Annotated in this window: 13 protein-coding genes; 4 read left to right on the forward strand and 9 right to left on the reverse strand. The window is 53.0% G+C overall.

Annotation, left to right across the window (positions count from 1 at the left end; translation table 11 throughout):
* Positions 1 to 11: 11 nt before the first annotated feature.
* The 4 genes from AC3WQT_RS01600 to AC3WQT_RS01615 form a co-directional block, all read right to left on the reverse strand.
* A complete protein-coding gene (locus tag AC3WQT_RS01600; RefSeq protein ID WP_492701575.1) occupies positions 12 to 1268 on the reverse strand; it encodes a restriction endonuclease subunit S in 1257 nt (418 codons plus the stop codon).
* Between the two features lies 1 nt (position 1269).
* The gene (locus AC3WQT_RS01605) at positions 1270 to 3852 is read right to left on the reverse strand and encodes a type I restriction-modification system subunit M (protein ID WP_492701577.1); all 2583 of its coding nucleotides are present in this window, start codon (positions 3850 to 3852) and stop codon (positions 1270 to 1272) included.
* Between the two features lie 215 nt (positions 3853 to 4067).
* A complete protein-coding gene (locus tag AC3WQT_RS01610; RefSeq protein WP_492701579.1) occupies positions 4068 to 4253 on the reverse strand; it encodes a hypothetical protein in 186 nt (61 codons plus the stop codon).
* A gap of 31 nt (positions 4254 to 4284) precedes the next feature.
* Positions 4285 to 5502: a TCR/Tet family MFS transporter gene (locus AC3WQT_RS01615; RefSeq protein WP_492701581.1), complete on the reverse strand. Its 1218-nt coding sequence runs from the start codon at positions 5500 to 5502 to the stop codon at positions 4285 to 4287.
* Positions 5503 to 5701: 199 nt separating this feature from the next.
* On the opposite strand from AC3WQT_RS01615, the gene AC3WQT_RS01620 reads away from it, so the two are divergent.
* Positions 5702 to 6364 carry a TetR/AcrR family transcriptional regulator gene (locus AC3WQT_RS01620; protein ID WP_492701583.1) on the forward strand — a complete coding sequence of 221 codons (663 nt, stop codon included), beginning with the start codon at positions 5702 to 5704 and terminating at the stop codon, positions 6362 to 6364.
* A 222-nt stretch (positions 6365 to 6586) separates the two neighbouring features.
* On the opposite strand, the gene AC3WQT_RS01625 is transcribed toward AC3WQT_RS01620, so the two are convergent.
* From AC3WQT_RS01625 to AC3WQT_RS01635, 3 genes are all read right to left on the reverse strand, one after another.
* Positions 6587 to 7375: a hypothetical protein gene (locus AC3WQT_RS01625; protein ID WP_492701585.1), complete on the reverse strand. Its 789-nt coding sequence runs from the start codon at positions 7373 to 7375 to the stop codon at positions 6587 to 6589.
* 118 nt (positions 7376 to 7493) lie between these two features.
* Positions 7494 to 8279 carry an alpha/beta hydrolase gene (locus AC3WQT_RS01630; protein ID WP_492701587.1) on the reverse strand — a complete coding sequence of 262 codons (786 nt, stop codon included), beginning with the start codon at positions 8277 to 8279 and terminating at the stop codon, positions 7494 to 7496.
* Between the two features lie 99 nt (positions 8280 to 8378).
* Positions 8379 to 9110 (reverse strand): class I SAM-dependent methyltransferase, encoded by a 732-nt coding sequence (locus AC3WQT_RS01635; protein WP_492701589.1) that lies wholly within the window; start codon positions 9108 to 9110, stop codon positions 8379 to 8381.
* 227 nt (positions 9111 to 9337) lie between these two features.
* On the opposite strand from AC3WQT_RS01635, the gene AC3WQT_RS01640 reads away from it, so the two are divergent.
* Positions 9338 to 10447 carry an early set domain-containing protein gene (locus tag AC3WQT_RS01640; RefSeq protein WP_492701591.1) on the forward strand — a complete coding sequence of 370 codons (1110 nt, stop codon included), beginning with the start codon at positions 9338 to 9340 and terminating at the stop codon, positions 10445 to 10447.
* Between the two features lie 75 nt (positions 10448 to 10522).
* Here AC3WQT_RS01640 and AC3WQT_RS01645 read toward each other — a convergent pair whose 3' ends face one another.
* On the reverse strand, positions 10523 to 11434 hold the full coding sequence (locus AC3WQT_RS01645; RefSeq protein ID WP_492701593.1) for a LysR family transcriptional regulator: 912 nt from the start codon (positions 11432 to 11434) through the stop codon (positions 10523 to 10525).
* 218 nt (positions 11435 to 11652) lie between these two features.
* On the opposite strand from AC3WQT_RS01645, the gene AC3WQT_RS01650 reads away from it, so the two are divergent.
* The gene (locus tag AC3WQT_RS01650; RefSeq protein WP_492701595.1) at positions 11653 to 12858 is read left to right on the forward strand and encodes an MFS transporter; all 1206 of its coding nucleotides are present in this window, start codon (positions 11653 to 11655) and stop codon (positions 12856 to 12858) included.
* Positions 12859 to 12996: 138 nt separating this feature from the next.
* Here AC3WQT_RS01650 and AC3WQT_RS01655 read toward each other — a convergent pair whose 3' ends face one another.
* Entirely contained in the window at positions 12997 to 13602 is a 606-nt protein-coding gene (locus tag AC3WQT_RS01655; protein ID WP_492701597.1) for a DUF4124 domain-containing protein, read from the reverse strand.
* 370 nt (positions 13603 to 13972) lie between these two features.
* Between AC3WQT_RS01655 and AC3WQT_RS01660 the strand changes: the two genes are divergently transcribed.
* Positions 13973 to 15226, forward strand: a complete 1254-nt coding sequence (locus AC3WQT_RS01660) for an MFS transporter (RefSeq protein WP_492701599.1) — start codon at positions 13973 to 13975, stop codon at positions 15224 to 15226.
* Positions 15227 to 15318 lie beyond the last annotated feature (92 nt).

Here is a 15318-nt window from a genome sequence, read left to right on the forward strand (position 1 = left end):
CGGTAAGGTTTTTAGACAAACATCTTTTCCAGGCAGGCAGATTTGATCTGCTGGAGTTTTTGGAGCTGGGTCGCGTGTTTGGAAATCAGCGCGTCCAATGTGCGGAAGTAGTTGCCGATTTTTTGCTGCTCTGGAACAGAGGGGGCACTAAAAGTGAACTCCGAGTACTCGGTCGCATTGATTCCTGGCTGCCCCGATCGCTGGGAATTGAGCGCCACAAATTTTCCATAGTGACTAGTTATGGTCGTATAAAAGATGAAGTCAACGCAACTAGGGTTAAATACTTTTGCTCGGATTAGAAACCCCGCGAAAAACACCCTTCCATCCTTCTGTTGGTAACGATATGTCTTGCCAACTGACGCACCTGTGCGAGCAAACAAAATATCACCGTCAGTTAGTAAGTAGTTCGTAGAACGAACAAAATCTACGTCTGGTGTGGTGATATCTGCCTGGGAGAAATTTCGTGTAGTTTCATCAATATCCGTGATTCGGATGTATTTGTTCCGACCATCATAGGATTTTGCTGAAGCATTTAGACCGTATTCGAATGGGCCACAAACTTCCCTAAGCTTTGTCTCCTTCCACCCTCCCCCCTCGAAGCCTTTGAAACGAATTTCAGGCGTGGTGGCGCCGGGTTGCGGGAACATCTTTTGCAGCATCGCTTTTTTCAGCGCCAGCAGTTTGTCATGCTTGCGCTGATGCAGAGTGATAAGGCTATCTAGCTCGCGGAAATACTCGCTGATTTTGGTTTGCTCTCCATGATGCGGGAAATATCCTCCAAATTTCTTAATATCAGAAGCAAGTATGTGCTTAATCGTATTGCCAGTAGTGATATTTGCCAAGTCTCGCTTAGCTCTATTTCCTTGCAAATAAAAATTTAGGTAATAGGAGCAAGTATCACGTAATGGTTTGGAAATAATAATCAAGGCGTGCGCCGCGCTATTATTTAGCTCCTCGGGAATAACTGCGGTATGTCCCACATGGCCAGACTGCACCATCACAATATCATTCGTGTACAGCCAATTATCTTTCTGCTTAAGGTAGAACTCTTCATTAATAAAAACTTCTGTATTACGATTTATTTGGCCGTTTTTTACATTATTTGACTGAAGATAAAAATATCCTTTGTGAGTATAAAAAGGTGTGGCCGTCCCAACGAACGCATTTCTTATTTTCGCATAGAGTTCTCCGAGGTATCTCTTCTCCCATTCATCCTCGAACCCCTTGAAGCGCACCTGTGGCACTTTGTTGACTGTCTGTTCCGCCATCTCAATCCCCCGCCAGCAAGGTTTTGAGTTCCGCGAGGCCTTTGAGGTCAAACTCGCTCCCGTCCAGCTCTGCAATCATGCCCGCCAGTGCGCTTTCGGCTTGCTGAATCTCGTGGGCGTTATCGGCGTAGGTGATACGATACTTTTCACCGAAGGCTTCGAGCTTGGCGGTCAAGCGGTCGATCTGCTGATCGGGCAGGCCGTACAGCTCGTCGTTGAGGGGAGTGATCCACTTGCGTTCAAGAAGTTCATATACCTGTGCGTCGCTGAAGCCTTCAATGGTTTCCTTGGTCTTGAGGTGCAGGGTTTCGGCCTCTTTCTTGATGGCCGCTTTCAGTGTTTTCTCCTCTGCGAGCCATTCGGCGATCTGGATGATTTTGGCTTCGTATGATTCTGGCTCGAAATCGCCTGACTTCTTCGCCTCGGCGAGCAAGAGCCTGGCCTCTTTGGTCACGACAGCGGCGACGAACTTGTCACCCGCATCGTTGACGGTGTCATTGGCCTTGTCCTCTTCGCTGAAGTTCTCCAGCGTTTCTTCCAGCGAGGCCGTGATTTCGCTGAGGCGGTTTTCCTTCTCGCGCAGTGCATCCAGCTCTGGCTTGTGGTGGATGGTCTGCACCAGTTCAAAGGGTAGAATGCGGCCCTTCCAGCCCTCTTGCACCTCGGCTTCTTTACCATCTTTCTTTTTGATGACGTAATGGGGATCAACGATACGAGTCGCCTCAAAGCCCTCAGCCTGGATAATTTCCAGATCACCTGCAATTGCTTGCCAGTGATCGTCAAGAATTTGGTAAGCGTGGTATTTATCGATAAGCGGCAGAGGAGCGAGGCGGGTAAATATTTCTTCGCTGATGATCGCCTCTTGCTGGGGAATTTGCAAAGTAAGCATTCTTTCAAGCAGTGCGTCACGCAGCCAAGGTGTGAAATTGGCAAAAACAGTATTAAATGCCTTGCCGTAGCGCTCGACCTCAGCATGCTCGTGGATGACTTTGACCATATCGCTCACCCGTGGCGCGACATAGGGCGTGCCGTTGTCGGTGAACAGAGCGCTGCGCAGGCTGGGAAAGGCTTTCCAGAAATCGGCCAATCCATCGAGTTCGCTCTGCGGTATGCCACCAAACATGGAGGCGTAAAGGTCCCAGCTTTCCGCAGGCTCAGAGGAATCCACATAGCGCGGGATGTTGAGGTTGTAGTCATTGTCTTGCAGCTCGGTCTTGGGCACAAGGCGGCTGTAGCTGGGCACAGTGAGGCGGCCAGTTACTGCGTCGGCGATTTTCTTGATGTCGGAGGCGCGGAGCTTGTTGTTTTTGCCTTCCTTGGCGAACCCCTTGGAAGCATCCACGATCAGTACGTCACTGCTTTCGCGCTTTTGCCTTAGCACTAGGATAATGGTAGGAATGCCGGTGCCAAAGAAAATGTTGGACGGCAGGCCGATGATGGTTTCAAGATGGTTATTCTCAATCAGGCTTTTACGGATTGCGCCTTCTTCACCGCCCCGGAACAGCACGCCGTGCGGCAAGACAATGGCCATGATGCCGTCCGGCTTGAGGTGATAAAGATCGTGCAGCAAAAAGGCATAGTCGGCCTTGGACTTGGGCGCGAGGCCAAAGCGGGCATAGCGCGGATCTGCCTCTTTGTGCTGCGGGTCCCATTTTTGCGAGTAAGGCGGATTGGAGACGACGGCGTCAAGGTAGAGCGGGTTATAGGAATTGACCGGGTCTTGATCATCGAAGTACGGCCAATCGTCTTCCAATGTGTCGGCGTTACGGGTGACGATATTGCTGGGCAAAATACCGCGCATGACGAGGTTCATACGCGTGAGGTTGTAGGTGTTTTCTTTCAGCTCCTGGGCGAAGTACTTGATGTTGTCCTTGTCCACCATGTGCTTGGCGATGGACTCGCCAATATTGAGCAGCAGCGATCCCGAACCACTGGTGGAGTCGTAAATCTGGATGGTTTCGCGATCCTTGAGGTGGTGCGCAATGATCTCGGACATGAGCACAGAAACTTCATGCGGCGTGTAAAATTCGCCTGCTTTTTTGCCCGCATTGGCGGCAAACATGCTGATGAGATATTCGTAGATGAAACCGAGCACGTCGTAGCCCTGGCGGCCATCCATGGGAATATCTTTAATAAGCTGAAGCAGCGCGTTGATCGCTTTGGTTTGACTGGCAGCGGACTCGCCCAGCTTGCTCAGGCCAGTTTCAAGGGTCTTGAAAATACCGTCAAAGAGACGCTTGTGGTTCGGATGAATCAGGCGGCTAAAGGCTGACAGCGCCACCCGGACGTTTGCGACTTCAAAATCGCCGCCCAATGCCAGCCACGTCGAAAACAAATTGGGGTAAGAAATGAAGTAACCGAGGTTGCTTTTGAAGAAGTTGACGACTTCTTCATCATCTTCGGAAAGAGCCTGAATATCTTCTTTGCTGAATTCCTGGCTGACGGCAAAGCTTTCTAATTTGTCTGACAGGTACTTATAGAAAATGAAGCCCAGGATGTAGTCTTTGTATTCATTCGCTTCGATTTTGGATCGCATCTGGTTGGCGGACTCCCAGATTTTTGCTGCAAGTTGTTGCTTATTCACTGTGTGTCCTAGTTAAGGAAATTCTTGTTTTCGGTTGTAAAGCTGCTTAAACCTTATACGTTTTCTTGACGACGCAAATAATACCGCAATAGCCCTTATTATTGCTTCGTTGCCGTTCCTTACACAACAACATATGGGTGCATTTGGCGGAGAATGGGATGCCAAACCCCACAGATAAGTTCTTATCTTGTATCTCCCCTCGTATAAAGGCACACTCAAAGCTCAGTACCGGGATAGAGGTAAGCATCTGCAAGCTTGTCTGCTGATGTCACCCTGAGCACAGACTTGCCGCCCCGCTCCGGGTTGGGCTCATAACCTTGCCATTCTTCTGCTTTGGCGAGCAAAGTCTGCAGGTGTAGCGCCACCGGAGTTGGTGTATATACCTGCAGGGAGTTACTCATGTTCTTTGCGTCATCGAGTTTAGAATAATACCTATTGTGCCTGCGCATCCGGCAACATTTCATCAGCACTACGGAATCGCAAGCTTAGTACAAGCGGCACCGCCACAGCATACACCACCATCACGCTGAGCCAGATCGCCCCTGGCCATTGCGGGCGGACGAGGAAATACAGCGTCGAGAATGTCAGCGGGCCAATGATGGAGGCCAGGCTGACGGCGGATGCCAGCACGCCCTGGTATTGCCCCTGCCTGTTCTCGTCAACCATGCGGCTTGCCAGTGACTGCAAGGCCGGTATGCCTACACCGCCCATGACAAACACCGGCATGACGGCAAACACCATCCAGCCCTGTTTGGCGAAAGCCATGACAACCAGGGCCAGGCAGGTGCCTGCAAAACCGGTCAGTATGGTGCCGCGCTCACCCAGCAGTTTGACGGCAGGGCCGGGCAAAAAGGCTTGAGCCAGTGACTGGCACAGGCCATAGGTGCCGAGTGAGAGACCTATCCACAAACCATTCCAGCGGAATACGTCGTTGCCCCACAGTGACCAGCAGGTGCCATATACCTCACCTGTCATGCTGAGGATGAAGAAGACGATGGTGACTGGCACCAGGTTCTTCATCGTGAATATCCAGCGCATGGGCAGCAGCGGATTGAGCGCGGCCAGGTCCAGCTTCTCGCGGCTGGGCGTGCGTGATTCTGGCAAGACAAAAAATGCCATGAGCAGGTTGGCCGCATTCAAGACCGCTGCTGCGATGAAAGGCAGGCGCAGCCAATAATCACCGAGCACACCACCGAGGATGGGGCCGATGATAAAGCCTGCACCAAACACCGCATTGAACAAGCCAAAGCGGCGCGCCCGCTGGTCTTCTGGTGAAATGTCGGTGATATAGGCCATGGCCACCGACATATTGGCGCTGGTCAGCCCGGCAATGGCGCGGCCCAGCAACAGCATCCAGAGTTGCGGCGCGAAGGCCATCACCAAGTAATTGATGGCCGCCCCGGCCAGCGAGATCAGCAACACCGGGCGGCGGCCCAGCCTGTCACTCAATGCGCCCAGCACGGGGGCGAAGATGAACTGCATCACTGCATACAAGGCCGTCATGATACCTATATAGGGCGCGACATTGTCACCATGCGTAACCTCTTCCAGCAAGCGCGGCAAGATGGGGAAGATCAGGCCTATCCCCACCGCGTCAAGACCGATAGCAGCAAAGATGACGGTCAGTGCCTTGGAGCTTGCTTTATTCATGGTCATGCTCCTGTGCAGTTTGATTTTTGGAAATGCGCGCAGGAATCGCCACAGGGCTGCACGCTATTCGCGGCATCGCATGACAAGGGTTTGATAGCCCATTTTCTTTTGTAATTTTGGTCATAACATCAACTTTCTTATTAATATACTCGATATAATTATATACTGAGTACATTTAATATATGCTATGATGCCTTCCATGTCAAATCCGTCCGATCTTCGTTCCCGCAAACGTCTGGCCATGCGCCAGGGTATTTCCAATGCCGCCACCCTGCTCTTCCAGGAGCGGGGCTTTGACCATGTGACGGTAGATGAGATTGCGGCAGCGGCTGACGTGGGGCGCATGACGGTGTTCAATCACTTCCCGCGCAAAGAAGACATGTTCTTTGACCGTGATGAAGAGGGGCGCGAGATGCTACGCGCAGCCTTGCGCGAACGCGATCCCTCCATTTCCCCAATCGAGACTCTGCGCCTGCTTGCACATCAACTGGTGGCAGTCGAGAGCCCTTATGTCAGGTTCGCAGCTGGTGCCAAAGGCTTTATTTCACCGGGCAGCCAGGGCTTCATGGAAACCATAGAAGGCAGCGAAACCCTGAAGGCGCGCGCCAGGGCAATACGCGACGAGATATCACAAGTCGTGGCAGAGGCAATGGTCCTGTCCGTCAAGCGCGAAGCTGGCGATACCGATGCCGCACTGGCGGCCAACCTGTTACTGGCGACATGGACGGTGGCACTTATCCAGGCTCACCAAAGCTTCAGACAAAAGCAGGATGCGGCAGAAGCGAAAGCTGTGTTCCTGGCGATTGTTGATAAGGGAAGCGTGGGGATCAAGGCGGCGATGGCGGGGACGGCTTATGCTTGAGTTGGCTGAATGTGGTTGAATACGGATTGCAGGCAGCCTGCATCCAGACTATATAAACTGCACATTATTTGCTGCAGATGAATCCCAGCCTGCGCTGGGATGACCTGAATATGTATTACGGGGCTTTAAACGCCAACGCTTCGATATGTTTATAAGCGCGGCACTTTCATTCTAAAGCCGTATCCCGCAGGGTAATGAAATGGACACTTTTCTGGTGTTGATTCATGATTTTCGCCCTTTCTCTTTACGCCACTCTTTCTGACAATCCGCATAATTCGCAAACTCATAACTGACGCCGACTTCACCACGGTTGATGGCCTTGGCGTGGGCGAAGACGATGATGTTGAGGATGTTGTCGGGCAGTTCGCGCTCTGTCTTGCCATTGGCCCACAGGTAGCCGTAGCTGACTGAGCCTTCTTTGAGGCCGACCATCCAGAATTGCGGGCGGCGGGTGTAGATGTCGGTTTTTACCTTGTCTTTTTTGAGGCTGGGTTTGCCGTATTGCTGTTCCAGCGTTTGCGCTATGCGATCGGCGGCGGCTTTGATTTGTTCACCTGTGCCGCTGACGGCGGTAATGGTGCGCGATGCGCCGACCTTGCAGATGCCGCTGATGGGGGCGGTAACGGCGTAATAGTCGTTGAAGTCATCTACTGGCATCGGCGGCTGGCCTTCGAACAAATGCCTGGCTTTGCCGGATCTGACAAAGCCGAACTTGCTGGCCAACTCGGTTTCGCTGATGGCCATGGCGAGGCCGAAGGGGCCGCTGCTGGTAACTGCTGCAGTTGCGGTAGCTGTGGCGGCTGCCGTGGCGATTGCGCTTGTCCCAGCCGCACTGTCCGCCACTACCTGCGAGCTGGCAGATGCAGGTGAAATCTTATGTGATGCAGCAGCAGTGCTTTGTTCAGTGCCAGGACAACCTGTCAGTAAGGTAGACGCAGTGATGATGCTGATGAGATTGGTCATGCAGAAGCGGTGTCTGGTAAATGTGTTCTGCATAAGCTGTGATCGCATGATTTATTTGCTTGCTACCTGTCAGTCTGGCCTGTGTAGGGACGTGCGTCATTATGGCGCCGGAATCAATCTGACAATGTAATGCGATTGTGCTGTTGTTTGCAATAGCTTTAAAGGGTCAATCCCCTTGTTTCAGCATCGCCAGGATTTCTTTGCGTGCCTGGGCTTGCTGTTCTTCCCTGGGAATGGTGGCGTCACCGTCGAGGAGCTGGTAGCGGTAATGGGCAAACTGGGAATGGTTGCCGCCGGTGATTTCTACCCATCTGGTGTGTGCGGGCAGCAGTTTTTTATTGGCGATGATTTTTTCTTTGGGGGCAACCTGGTCATTACTGGCAAAGACCTTGGTCACCGGTATCCGCAAACCCGACAGGTCTGCGGATTTGGGATGAGTACTGCCCATCAGCAGCATGCCGGCGATGTGTTCAGTATCTGTCTGTACATAGCGTGCCGACAGTGCAGCCCCCAAAGAATGACCGGCCATTACCCAGGATGACAAATCTGGATGGCTGGTGATGACGTCTTTGGCATGTGACAAGACAGCTTGCTTGTGGGATTCCAGCGGGGCAAAGCGCCAGGGCAGTTTGATGATGAAAACGCTAAAACCAGCTTCAGCTACCGGCCTGAGCAGGGGAATATAGGCATCTGCTGCAATGCCACTACCACAGAAAAAAATCAGTCCACGTTGTGGCTTGCTCTGCAAAGGCCTTAATTCCAGGGAGGCCGGGGTGTCGGTGAGTGCGATGCTGACGCTGGACTGGAGCAGGCTGTCATCAACATCGCGGGTCCTGACATTGTTGATCATCCAGAGGGTAAACAAGATGGCAAAGCTGACAAAGAAATAGCGTATCCAGCGATGGATACGCTTTTTGGCAGCGAGTGAATGCGGCTTGCTTATGGCAAACATGACAGGTGTTCCATCAAATTCAACATGAAGAGCATGGCTGGGTCAGCCACACTCTGCTGCCCATTATAGATGCTGCGCCGGCCTGTATCAGGAACTTGATTACTTGACGTTCTTGACAACCAGCACAAACCTGTCAGTCTTTGAGCGTATGCTGGGGTCGAATACTGAATTGGTCCTGCTGTCTTGCGGGTTGCGCAAGATATCGCTCTGTGCCACGGTTTCAAAACCGAATTTGCCCAGCTCATCCTTGACGTAAACTTCATCTATCCTGTGCTGCTCTTGCGCATAGCTGGTTTTGCTATTGGCGGGTGCAGAATGGTCGATGACGAGCATAAGGCCATTGGGTTTGAGTGCCTTTTTGATTTGCCCCAAAAGTTCAGGCGGGTTGATCAGCCATTGCTTGGACACGTGATACATGTCGTGATAGCCCATGACAAAGAAGACGGCATCGAGGGAATTTTCTTCCAGCCCCAGTTGATCTACTTCACGGTCATAGCGCAGCACGTTTTTGAGGTGGCCATCGACCAGGCGCGCTTCCAGTTCCTTGCCGATAAAGGGGTAATAAGCCTTGTTATTGTGCAAGAGCACCTTGCCCTTGTCGCCCACTTGCTGGGACAGCAGTTCACTGAAATAACCACTGCCGCCGAGCAGATCCAGCACGACCATACCGGGCTTGATCTTCATTAAATCCATGGTCTCTTGTGGGCGACTGGTGGCGTCGCGGGTAAGGTCTGCCGGACGGCGGTGAGGCTCGGCCAGGTTGACCTGGGCCAGGCTATTAAAGGATAGCAAGCTGAGCAAGGCTATGCCCATGTATTGATGGATACGCATTCTTTATCTCCTTTTAAAGTTTTTTATTCAGGATTTACGCAAACTTGTCCCCGCAAGCCTGGGCAGGATTTTCTGTCAGGCCCAAGCACTATGAGTGTTTGGGCACGACAAAGTTCAGGTGGCAGATTATTCAATTATCCCCACCCTTGCATCATAGTGCCTGTAGTTTGCCGACACGCAAAACTGTGGAGTATAGTGCGGATTGTCTTCATCAAACACCAAAATCCATGATGCGATTGCTCGTCACCAGCCTGACTCTACTCCTGCCTTTGATTCTCGTCTGCCAGCCTGCAATAGCCGCAGAAGACCCGCCTGCTGCCACGACGATGGAAGAACCCCAGTCAGTCGCCGTGAGCGGCATCAAGAATCCTGAATTGCGCTCTTACCGCAATATGCTGGCCGGACTTGATATGTTCGAGAGCAAACGCCACCTGGCCCCGACGGCGGACAACTTACGCTTTGTGCTCAAGCCCAGGCATGCCGGTACATCGCTGGCCGGACTGAGCTTGCGCATCGCTACAGATGATCTATCCATCCCGGTGGTGCTTGCCGCTGATGGCAGCTTTATCCTGCCACGCGACCAGGCGGCTGCCGATGGTGATGCTGAACTGATGCTCAACCGCAGCCGTGGTGAATTCAATGGCATGCCACGCGTGAGTAGCGCCAACGTGCCGCCAAATATGCGCCGCCTTGGTGATGTGCGCCTTGAATGCCAGGTTGCCATAGCAATCGCCAAGAAAGAACTCAATGTCTTGCTGCGCACCGCTGCTGCCGTAGCTTTGGGTGGGACGGACTGGTGTATGTCATCGAGGGTCAGCTATGGCACGTATACGCCTTTCGCGTCGGACAGCGTCACCCTGGTGTCAGGTGACAAACGCACGGTGCTCTATACCGGCCACAGGATGAAGTATGTCGTGTTACCGCTTTCTGAACGCAACTGGCCTGACGACACCCTGGTCGAATTCCAGCCATCGCCAGCCACCAGCATAGCGCATTTCACCGCCCAGCCTATCTACCTGAGCGGCAACATGAACAAGTGGGATACCTCTTTGCCTCTGACGCAGATTGATGCCAGCAATTTCAGTGTGGACGTGGTTTTACCCAAAGGTATCAGCAAGTTCAGAATAGTCTCGAAAGATTTCAAGATGGTTGAGCTTGGTGCAGCCGACAGCAGGGCCAATGAAAACAAGGGTAATTTCGTGATCAATACAGGCAAGGCTCTGGCCTGGTCCGGCAAGGATGTGTGGTTTGAACCGCCACAGGCGGGCAAGTATCACTTTGCCTTGAATGTGGCTGATCCTGATGCGCCTGTGTTGACGATTACGGCGCGGGAATGAGGCGTAGCCCAACCTACGAAGCGTAGCCTGGCGAGCCCCGGCTTAGCCTACGAATTTACGTAATTTACCCTCACCTCACACCCTGTCCAGCGGCAATCTCGTCATCAAAAAATCCAGCAAGGCGGCTACCCGTGGTGGTATCGCTTCCTGTTTGTAAAACACCGCCCAGACTGGCTGCATCCAGGGCAGGCTGATGTCGGACAGCACCGGTTTGAGTCTGCCGTGGGCACGGTCTGCCATGGTCAGAAAGTCGGACAGGCAAACGATGCCAGCGCCCTGCACGGCCAGGTGACGCAGGGTTTCGCCATTGCTAGCGCTGACGACGGGGTCTATGGTGTAGCCCTCACCATCTGCGGCATTAGCTGCGTCTGATTTGGGCAGCGGCCAGGTATTCAGGCTGGCGGGCGCGGTAAAACCCAGCAGCCTGTGCTGGGCCAGGTCGGCCACGGTCTGTGGTTCACCGTGACGTGCCAGGTAATGTGGTGCCGCCACCGGGCGGATGCGGCTGCTACCCAGGCGGCGTGCATGCAGGCTGGAATCTGTGAGCTGGCCTATGCGTATCGCCAGGTCAGCGCGTTCTTCGATAAGATCAACAAAGGTTTCACCACTGACCAGTTCCAACTTGATGAGGGGATAGGCATCCAGAAAATCTGCCACCAGCGGTGCCAGCAAATGATCCAGCGTGGGGGTGGCGGCGTTCACCCGCACCAGGCCGGATGGTTGCGACAATCTGGCTGTCAGTTGTTCTTCAGTGTCATCAATATCACAGAGTATTTTCTTGGCCCTTTGCAATAACCAGTGGCCTTCCTCGCTCAGCTCCAGCTTGCGGGTAGTGCGCGTCATGAGAGTCATGCCCAGTTGCGCTTCAAGGCGGGAAATGCTGCGGCTGATGCCGGACGGCGTCTGCCCCAGGCGCTCGGCCGCGGCCGAGAACGAGCCGGTATCGGCCACTGCCACCAGGGCTTTCATGGTTTCCAGGCTTAGCATTATTGATTCCGAGTCACAAGTTAAGTGTAGCTTAAGCTATTTTTCTTATGCTTGCATGGGTTCAGACTGGCATCTCGTTCACATTTACATAGAACTTACGCAAAATTGTCCCAGCAAGGCGTCAGCGACGAAGACAGTACTTTAGTACCGAATTTGCTAAATGCGGGAGCTGCAACGCAGCTGGGGCGGTTTTGCGTAAGTTCAACCCAGGAGTTAATATGCCCTTAGCCTTGTGGGCGCTGACACTCAGCGCCTTTGCCATCGGTACGACAGAATTTGTGATTGTCGGCCTTATCCCTACCATCGCCAGCAGCCTGGCGGTGTCTGTTCCTTCTGCCGGTTTGCTGGTCAGCCTGTATGCATTGGGCGTGGCCGTTGGTGCGCCAGTGTTGACTGCGCTGACTGGCCGCGTGCCACGCAAGCAATTATTGCTTGGCCTGATGGCCTTGTTCACGATCGGTAACCTGGTAGCCTGGATGGCCCCCAACTATGCCTCGCTGATGGCGGCGCGGGTGCTGACTGGGCTGGCGCACGGGGTGTTCTTTTCCATAGGCTCAACGATAGCCACTGGCCTGGTCGCCAAGGACAAGGCCGCCAGTGCGATTGCGCTGATGTTCAGCGGCCTGACGGTGGCACTGGTGACGGGCGTGCCGCTGGGTACCTTTATCGGCCAGCATCTGGGTTGGCAGGCGACGTTTCTGGCGGTGTCGGCGCTGGGTGTGATTGCCTTTATTGGTTGCGCGATATTGATCCCTTCGACCATCGCCAGCAGCAAGCCTGCCTCTTTGTTGACGCAAATGGCGGTGCTCAAAAAACCGCGCCTCTTGCTGGTGTATGCGATGACGGCGCTGGGTTATGGCGGCAGCTTTATCGCCTTCACTTATCTGGCACCGATACTGCAGGACATCAGCGGCTTTAGCGCCAATGCAGTGGGCCTGGTGATGCTGGTGTATGGCGTCTCAGTTACTTTTGGCAATATCTGGGGTGGCAAACTGGCAGATAAAAAAGGGCCAGTCGCTGCATTGCAAATCGTGTTTGCCTTATTGGCCCTGGTCTTGCTGGTGCTGACTTTTACTGCACATAATAAATGGCTGGCCTTGCTGACAGTATTAGCCTGGGGTGCAGTGGCTTTTGGTAATGTGCCGGGTTTGCAGGTCTACGTCGTTCAGCGCGCCGAGCATGATGCGCCGCAGGCTATTGATGTGGCATCAGGCTTGAATATCGCCGCATTTAATGTCGGTATCGCATTCGGTGCCTGGGCAGGTGGCCTGATTGTCAGCCACATCGGTTTGATGCATACACCTTGGATAGGTGCGCTGGTAGTGGTAGGTGCGTGGAGCCTGACAACTCTGGCAGGCAAGCTGGACAGGGCCGAGGGTTTGCCTGACAAGGCTGTGCACCTGGGTGCTGTCAGCATGCATTGATTTTTATCAAAGCTAAAAACATGAATGGGGATATGCATTGCTGCATATCCCCATCATTTTTTGTGTCAAGCCAGATGCAGCAGTCTGCGACAGACTGCAATAGTCTGGGGTAGTCTGGGATAGTCTGGAATAGGCAGCCTATTTTTTTGAGTACGAATTGTTTTTTTCGGGATCAGGCAAACCCATTAATTTGAGTTCAATATTTTTGGCATCTTCCTGTGGCACCTTTTCATTAAAGTTTTGCTTCAGGAAACGCCACATATCTTTCTCCAGCGCTTCACATTGCAAAACGGCGCGGCTTTTGCGTGTGGATCTGTGGATGTATTCGAGATCATCACCTTCTTGCGATGTGTCGCGGTATTCGCGGCGTTCTCTATAATTTTTATAACTGGTACTCTGGTTGTCGCTGCTGCGCTCCTTGATGAACTGGTTCATGGGGATGCCACAATTTTCCCTGAAGTTGGTCATCAGGGTACGGTCAACACTGATGCTGCATTGTGAATACCGGTGATCCAGTACCCAGCAGCTTTTGCCAGTGTCACGGTCTTTTTGCATGGCCGTGATCTTGCGCAGTGTAGAGTCATTTTTGACTTCAGTCGCGGTACTGCCAATTTTTGCATTACAGGGTTGATCTGTATAAATCGTTTCGCCCGACGGGGTGACGCACTTGCGTACTTCTGCCTGCGACATGCTGGGGAAGGCAAAAACCAGGAAAGACAGGCAAGCGAGGAGTGATTTTTTCATAATAAATGGGAGAAGGCGAGCCTGGTTTCTTGTCTTTATTTGTTATCAATTTGCATTTAAATATGCAAAAACAGCTGCAAATTATAACGCAAGCTACAATTGGTTACATTTATGTTTAAGGATTTATTCGCTTATCTATTTTGTCAAGTGCATCCATGGTGCAGGACTAGCAAGCCCGACAGTATGGACATCGTGGACTGCATGTAGATGGGTTTAAGCATGCCACGCAGCTTGATTGACGTCGCAATTTTTCTTTGTTAGGATCGCCCCATATCACTGGAAACAGTGACGTAAGCGTTTACGTTAGCCAACGCGCAAACAAATTTGTCATGCATTTGCAAACAGATTTGTCGCGCCATGGATAATGTATATGCGACTTCTATTACGGCTGGAATCTTTACTACCACTACGACTGCCACTCCGGCTTTCTGCCTCTCTCAGCATTTTCACGAATGCACCTCTTGCCACTGCGGTTGGCCTTTTCCTCTGTTTTTTTGTCGGCTTTGCCGATGGTGTACTCATGCCGTTTTTTGCCTTGTGGGCAGAAAAAGAGGCGGGTATTTCTGTCGCCAATATAGGCTTGCTGCTGGCTTGTTACTCTGGCGGCGAATTGCTGGCCACTCCTCTGGTGGGCGGCATTGCCGACCGCGTCGGGCGGCGCCCGGTACTGCTGATCTCCACTGCGGGCGTGGGGCTGGGCTTTGCCCTCCTCTACTTTACCCACGGCGTATGGGCGTCTGCCCTGGTGCTGATCTTGATAGGTGCGTTTGAAAGTGTCTTGCATCCCACCATCTCTGCGGTGATTGCCGACGCCATCCCGCCTGAACAGCATCGCTATTATTTTTCCATCGCACGTGTCATGTCGAGTGCAGGCCGCGTTGCTGGCCCGGCAGTGGGATCTGTGCTGGCGCTGTTTTCTCTGGGTGCGGTGTTTCTGGGGTCTGCACTGGCAACGCTGATGGGTACACTGATCATTGCGCTCTGGCTGCCAGAGACCCTGACAAAAAATACCATCTCTGATGATGAGGATGACAGTTTGCTGGGCATCCTGCCAGCCTTCAGGGATGCGCGCCTGGCTGGCTTGCTGCTGTGGTCAATGTGCCTGCAAATATCGGCGGGCTGGTTAAGTTCAGTCTTGCCGCTATATGCCGTAGATGCAGGCACCCTGACGCCATCGCAGATAGGTTTGCTGTTTACTTATGCGGCGGCGCTGACGGTCTTGTTCCAGTTAAAAATCAGTTCCTTATTGGCGCACATCAGCAACTTCAGGATGGTGATTGCCAGCGGCTGCGTGCTGGTGGCTGCTTTCATCTGCCTGCTGTTTTCATCCAGCCTTGCCGCACTGGTGCTGGGCGTGAGCTTGCTGTCGCTGTCGCAAATGCTGTTTGGCCCCTTGCTGCCTACCCTGATCATGGAACTCGCACCTGCGCATGCACGGGCAACTTATATGGCAGCGGCATCGGTGGCGGCAGATTTGAAAGATACCGTGGGGCCAGCGGCTGGCACATCCCTGTATGCGATTGCCGTACGCCTGCCATGGATGGTGGGGATACCGGTTGCGGTGTGCGCGACGCTGGCGCTGGCGTTTAATGTCAGGCGGTGTGGGAGAGGGAAAACCTCGTAGGTTGGGCTATGCCTCATCAGCCCAACAGCCGACCACTGCACACGTATACGTTATTTAAACGCCCAGTGTTGGGTTGGGCCTCGCTAGGCTGG

Source organism: Undibacterium sp. FW305-107 (genome assembly GCF_058788535.1).

What these genes read in the sequence shown, in the direction of transcription:
- AC3WQT_RS01600 (WP_492701575.1), bottom strand. Translation starts at nt 1,268, where the DNA reads ATGGCGGAACAGACAGTCAACAAAGTGCCACAGGTGCGCTTCAAGGGG.
- AC3WQT_RS01610 (WP_492701579.1), bottom strand. Translation starts at nt 4,253, where the DNA reads ATGAGTAACTCCCTGCAGGTATATACACCAACTCCGGTGGCGCTACAC.
- AC3WQT_RS01615 (WP_492701581.1), bottom strand. Translation starts at nt 5,502, where the DNA reads ATGAATAAAGCAAGCTCCAAGGCACTGACCGTCATCTTTGCTGCTATC.
- AC3WQT_RS01620 (WP_492701583.1), top strand. Translation starts at nt 5,702, where the DNA reads ATGTCAAATCCGTCCGATCTTCGTTCCCGCAAACGTCTGGCCATGCGC.
- AC3WQT_RS01625 (WP_492701585.1), bottom strand. Translation starts at nt 7,375, where the DNA reads ATGCGATCACAGCTTATGCAGAACACATTTACCAGACACCGCTTCTGC.
- AC3WQT_RS01630 (WP_492701587.1), bottom strand. Translation starts at nt 8,279, where the DNA reads ATGTTTGCCATAAGCAAGCCGCATTCACTCGCTGCCAAAAAGCGTATC.
- AC3WQT_RS01635 (WP_492701589.1), bottom strand. Translation starts at nt 9,110, where the DNA reads ATGCGTATCCATCAATACATGGGCATAGCCTTGCTCAGCTTGCTATCC.
- AC3WQT_RS01640 (WP_492701591.1), top strand. Translation starts at nt 9,338, where the DNA reads ATGATGCGATTGCTCGTCACCAGCCTGACTCTACTCCTGCCTTTGATT.
- AC3WQT_RS01645 (WP_492701593.1), bottom strand. Translation starts at nt 11,434, where the DNA reads ATGCTAAGCCTGGAAACCATGAAAGCCCTGGTGGCAGTGGCCGATACC.
- AC3WQT_RS01650 (WP_492701595.1), top strand. Translation starts at nt 11,653, where the DNA reads ATGCCCTTAGCCTTGTGGGCGCTGACACTCAGCGCCTTTGCCATCGGT.
- AC3WQT_RS01655 (WP_492701597.1), bottom strand. Translation starts at nt 13,602, where the DNA reads ATGAAAAAATCACTCCTCGCTTGCCTGTCTTTCCTGGTTTTTGCCTTC.
- AC3WQT_RS01660 (WP_492701599.1), top strand. Translation starts at nt 13,973, where the DNA reads ATGCGACTTCTATTACGGCTGGAATCTTTACTACCACTACGACTGCCA.